This window comes from Coleofasciculus sp. H7-1 (genome assembly GCF_057473865.1).
Window position 1 is genome coordinate 1 of record NZ_JBYCCT010000060.1, and the last position, 5,528, is coordinate 5,528.

Sequence of the window (5,528 nt, forward strand, 5' to 3'; positions counted from 1 at the left end):
GTTCCCATGTCAGATTGCTACGATATGCTTTAGTCATTCGCTCACAAGGTGCTGGTTTCTACAAATCTCAGCATAAGCTTTGTGAGCTTTCTTACAACAGTACCCTACTTTTAAAACATCCTCTTAGAAAATCAGCTAGGAACTCTAGGAAAACAGATAGTATTTGATAAAGAATCTTGGACACTAGAACTGGGTTCGGGAATGCAAATGAATCCGGAATCAGTGGATAAAGGAGTCCAAGGCATCAAAAATTACTTAGCCGAGAAAGGCGTTTTATCGATTCCTGACTTCCCTTTGCCGCAAACGGCATCCCACAGAGTAACTTTTATTCCAAAAAGTACCATAAAAAAATATTATGCACCTAGCGGAGGGATGATCCAATTGAGAGTCAAACTAGGTACTTTAATCGAGGCTGGGGAAAGACTTTATCAAATTCTTAGCTTTAATAAAGAGGAAAAGTTACCAAAATTAATTGATGTTTGTGCTGAGAACGCTGGTTTAGTCTTTGATATTTCGACGAATCACGCAGTTAACGAAGGAGAGTATGTATTATCAGTGATGTAGGTGTTTTTAAAAACGCAAACATCATGGAAGATGGGACGACGACAAACGCAGCATTTAATAAAGGCGAGGGAAATATCCTAGACGAGTCAGCACTTTTCAGCATTCCGAAAGCACCGGAAGGATATAAATCGGGCTTCATTGGGATTATCGGACGCCCCAACGTGGGTAAGTCTACATTGATGAACTACATGGTGGGGCAAAAAATTGCCATCACTTCGCCAGTGGCGCAGACGACGCGCAACCGACTGCGGGGTATCGTGACGACGCCAGAAGCACAGATGATTTTTGTCGATACCCCAGGAATTCACAAACCGCACCACCAATTGGGGGAAGTGCTGGTGAAAAATGCCCAAATTGCCATTGAGTCGGTGGATTTGGTGCTGTTTGTGGTGGATGGAGCGGTAGACTCTGGAGGAGGCGATCGCTATATTGTCGATATCCTTAGCCGCACTAAGACGCCTGTAATGTTGGGGATGAACAAAATCGACCTACGATCCTCCGATTCCCAACAAATTGATGAGAGTTATACGCAGCTAGCTGAACCCTACAACTGGCCTATTGTCAAGTTCTCAGCCCTCACCGGAGAGGGAGTTGAGGCGTTGCAGCAATTACTAAGCGATCGCCTAGAACCAGGACCATACTATTATCCTCCTGATTATGTTACCGACCAGCCGGAACGCTTCATCATGGGGGAACTGATTCGAGAACAAATTTTGCTGCTAACCCGCGAAGAAGTTCCCCACTCAGTCGCCGTTACCATTGACATGGTGGAGGAAGAACCGACGATTACTCGCCTTCTCGCCACTATCTACGTTGAACGCGACTCGCAAAAGGGGATTGTGATTGGCAAAGGCGGAACCATGCTCAAAGCGATTGGTAGCGCCGCCCGCGAACAAATCCAAAAGTTAATTGCGGGGAAAGTTTATCTGGAGTTATTTGTGAAAGTGCAGCCGAAATGGCGGCAGTCTCGACTACATTTAGCAGATTTGGGGTACAGGGTGGAACGGGAATAAACCGCCTTAGCTCTCGCCATGCGCTCTCTTCGCTTTAGACGCTGCATAGCGCGAAGGAAAAAAAGAAGAGTTTTCTTCTTCTCTTTCTTCCTTCGTGTCCTTTGCGCCTTCGCGGTTTATTAAATCCCCAAACGTTGATAAATCTCCTCTAAATGCTGCAAATGATGCTGCGGAGCGAAACACGCCTCAATCTCTTCTGAAGATAGATGCTGCGTCACGCGGCTGTCTTTGGCAATCAAATCGTGGAAATTGCCATCGGTTTTATTCCACGCTTGATGAGCGCAAGACTGCACCGTTGCATAGGCATCCTCGCGGCTCATTCCTTTTTCTACCAAGGTGAGCATGACTCGCTGGCTGAAGACGACGCCGCCGTAGCAATTCATATTCCGCTCCATGTTTTCGGGATAAACCAGCAGGTTTTTGACCAAATCGGTCATTTCCGCTAACATGAAGTGCGTTATGGTGCAGGAATCGGGCAGGATCATCCGCTCCACGGAACTGTGAGAGATATCCCGTTCGTGCCAAAGGGCGACATTTTCTAAGGCGGCGACGGCGTGACCCCGCACCACCCGTGCCATCCCTGTCAGTCGCTCCGAACGAATCGGATTGCGCTTGTGTGGCATGGCAGAGGAGCCTTTTTGTCCTTTGGAGAAAAATTCTTCGACTTCTAGGACATCTGTGCGTTGCAGGTTGCGAATTTCGACGGCAAATCGCTCAATCGAGGCAGCCAGTAAAGCCAAAGTTTGTACAAAATCGGCATGGCGATCGCGCGAAATTACCTGCGTCGATGCTGTATCCGGTTCGAGTCCCAGTTTTTGGCAAGCGATCGCTTCAACTCGCGGCTCAATATTGGCGTAGGTTCCCACCGCACCGGAAATCTTACCAACGGCAATTTCTTTGCGAAGACGCTGGAGGCGATCGCGCGATCGCAATACTTCTGCCAACCATCCCGCCAGCTTAAAGCCAAACGTAATCGGTTCCGCGTGAATGCCGTGCGATCGCCCAATCATCACCGTATTTTTATGCTGCTGCGCCTGAGTGCGAATTGCTGCAATCAAATCTTCCACCCCTGCCAGCAAAACATCCAAACTGGCTACCAGTTGCAGTGCCAAAGCTGTATCCAGCACATCCGAACTGGTTAATCCCAGGTGAATATAGCGCCCCGCGTCGCCTACATATTCATTGACGTTTGTCAAGAAGGCGATCATATCGTGGCGGACTTCAGCCTCAATTTCCAGCACCCGCTTCGGGTCAAAATTAGCCTTCGCCTTAATTTCCTCAACCGCCTGGGTTGGAATATAACCGAGTTCCGCTTGGGCTTCACAGACTGCAATTTCAACCTGGAGCCACGTCTTCAGTTTATAGGTGTCAGTCCACAGGTTGCCCATCTCAGGCAACGTATAACGCTCGATCACAGCAAGTGTCGCAGAATACAACTGTCATATTGTACCTCTCATGGTTGGCTGAGCGATTGACCACTTGTTTGACTGACGCGCAGCTTGTCGTGCAGGAAGTTATCCTTGTTTACCCACAGCTTGATGCGATTCGTAAACCTGCAAATCTGAAACAGCCTAAAGTTAAAGGACTCTGCCAGAAAAAATAGTGCGATGGGAGAAATTTACCTTCAACAAAAACTAATTATAATCACTGCATTCTATCGATTGTGCGATACTGAATTGCTTCAGCAACGTGGTGGGTTTTTAGCGCTTCATCCCCCGCTAAATCGGCAATGGTACGCGATACTTTGAGAATGCGATCGCTTGCTCTTGCTGATAACCCCAATTTGCGAATGGCTGCTTCTAATAAGTGGCGAGAAGCATCATCCAATTGACACCATTGCCGCAGATGACTACTTTGCATCTGAGCATTGCAACGCACAGATGGATCGTCTTTAAATCGAATATGAGCGCGATCGCGTGCTATTTGCACTCTCTTCCTAACTGGCGCTGATTCTTCCCCAGTCGGTTGTTGCGTAATTTCCTCTGGCTTGAGGCGATTCACTGCAACTTGCAGATCGATCCGATCCATCAAAGGGCCAGAAAGCTTTGCCCAGTATTGTTCTCGCTGCCGAGGGGAACAGGTGCAAGCTTGAATGGTATCGCCAAAGTAACCGCACGGACAGGGATTGGTACTGGCAACTAAGGTAAACTGAGCCGGAAACATGACCGATTGGCGAGTGCGGGAGATAGTGACAAAGCCATCTTCAAGTGGCTGACGCAAGAATTCCAGCACATCTCGCTTAAATTCTGTCAATTCATCGAGAAAAAGTACACCTCTGTGTGCTAAAGATATTTCTCCCGGACGCGGAAAACTACCGCCACCGACGAGGGCGGGACCAGAAGCGGAGTGGTGAGGACTGCGGTAAGGGCGATCGCTCACCAGCGATCCTCTATTCTTAAGTAACCCCGCAACCGAGTGAATTTGAGTCACTTCCAGGGCTTCGTCAAAGCTTAACGGCGGTAATATCCCCGGTAAGCGCCGCGCTAGCATCGTCTTTCCACTCCCAGGCGGCCCAACAAATACTAAGTTATGTCCACCAGCCGCCGCAATTTCTAGGGCACGGCGGGCAAAGCTCTGTCCTTTTACATCCTTTAAGTCTGCACTGCTGAAGTGGGTTTTGGCTAACTCCTCTCTACCATCCACCTGCACTGGCGAATAACGCTCTGGCTCATTTAGAAAATCAGCCACTTGGGACAAATTTTTGAAACCGTAGACTGCTAGACCTTTGACAACTGCTGCTTCCCGCGCATTATTTGCTGGAACAACTAAACCGGCGATTCCCATCCGTTGGGCAGCGGCGGCAATTGGCAGCACACCGGCAACCGCACGAAGACTCCCATCTAGGGAAACTTCCCCTAAGAATAAATAATCTCCTAACAACTGGGCACTCACCTGTTCAGACGCCGCCATGATGCCCACACTGATGGGCAAATCAAAGCTGGGACCTTCCTTTCGTAAATCCGCCGGTGTCAGATTTATCACAATTTTTTTCATCGGAAAGGCATAACCAGCATTCTTCAGCGCCGCCTTCACCCGTTCCTTTGATTCCTGAACCGCTGTATCTGGCAACCCCACCAGCACAATTCCCGGCAGTCCTCCCGATACATCGACTTCAACCCCCACCTTCACAGCATCGATACCGACGATAGATGCACTCCAAACCCTAGCCAGCATTGCAATCTCTCCCAATCTTGTTTGATGATGCTGTTGGTGTTCGCCGTAGTCCAAACCCGTTTTCATTCAGAAAACAGGTTTGTAACAAGTTATATGAGAAGCCAACCAACAGAATCTTTTATTAGAGTTCCCGCGATCGCCCTTAGCTTTATCGTCGGGGCTTAAAATGGCTGTACTTCCCACCTAATCACCGAAATAACCAAGCAATATGAGTGAAACGACAGAAACCATCTTCAGCAAGATTATCCGCCGCGAAATCCCCGCTGACATTGTGTATGAGGATGACCTGGCACTTGCCTTTAAAGATATTCAACCCCAAGCCCCAGTTCACATCCTCGTGATTCCCAAGCAGCCGATTCGCCAGCTTGCCGATGCCGATTCTCAGGATCGCGACCTCATGGGTCACTTGTTGCTGATTGTTAAGAATGTTGCAGAAAAAGCCGGACTCAGCAACGGCTACCGCGTTGTCATCAACAGCGGCTCCGATGGGGGGCAAACCGTACCCCATCTACATTTGCACATTTTGGGCGGACGCCAGATGAAATGGCCTCCAGGCTGAATCAGGAAGCCGAAAAAATTTTTGTTGAAAAAGCTTTACAAAACTCAATAGATGGGTTAATCTTGATAACAAGGTAGAGAAAACACTACCTCGAACCTAGAAAATTCAAACAAGCACTCATAAAAACATGACCACAACCTTACAAAGACGCGAAAGCGCCAACGTATGGCAACGGTTCTGCGATTGGGTAACATCAACCGACAACCGCCTGTACGTAG

At 48.5% G+C, this 5,528-nt stretch carries 5 protein-coding genes; 3 read left to right on the forward strand and 2 right to left on the reverse strand.

Features of this window, described 5'->3' with window-relative positions; genetic code table 11:
- The first annotated feature begins 207 nt into the window (after window positions 1-207).
- Window positions 208-564: a succinylglutamate desuccinylase/aspartoacylase family protein gene (locus tag AC2VDX_RS15070; RefSeq protein WP_486928196.1), complete on the forward strand. Its 357-nt coding sequence runs from the start codon at window positions 208-210 to the stop codon at window positions 562-564.
- A 23-nt stretch (window positions 565-587) separates the two neighbouring features.
- On the forward strand, window positions 588-1,577 hold the full coding sequence (gene era, locus AC2VDX_RS15075; RefSeq protein ID WP_378179622.1) for a GTPase Era: 990 nt from the start codon (window positions 588-590) through the stop codon (window positions 1,575-1,577).
- A 119-nt stretch (window positions 1,578-1,696) separates the two neighbouring features.
- Here the strand turns inward: era and purB are convergent, their stop codons facing one another.
- Together purB and AC2VDX_RS15085 are read right to left on the reverse strand one after the other, a co-directional pair.
- Window positions 1,697-2,992: an adenylosuccinate lyase gene (gene purB, locus AC2VDX_RS15080; protein ID WP_378179618.1), complete on the reverse strand. Its 1,296-nt coding sequence runs from the start codon at window positions 2,990-2,992 to the stop codon at window positions 1,697-1,699.
- A 229-nt stretch (window positions 2,993-3,221) separates the two neighbouring features.
- Complete coding sequence (locus tag AC2VDX_RS15085) at window positions 3,222-4,751, reverse strand: YifB family Mg chelatase-like AAA ATPase (RefSeq protein ID WP_378179625.1); 1,530 nt, start codon at window positions 4,749-4,751, stop codon at window positions 3,222-3,224.
- A gap of 208 nt (window positions 4,752-4,959) precedes the next feature.
- Between AC2VDX_RS15085 and AC2VDX_RS15090 the strand changes: the two genes are divergently transcribed.
- Window positions 4,960-5,310, forward strand: a complete 351-nt coding sequence (locus tag AC2VDX_RS15090; RefSeq protein ID WP_378179616.1) for a histidine triad nucleotide-binding protein — start codon at window positions 4,960-4,962, stop codon at window positions 5,308-5,310.
- The last annotated feature ends 218 nt before the right edge of the window (window positions 5,311-5,528 follow it).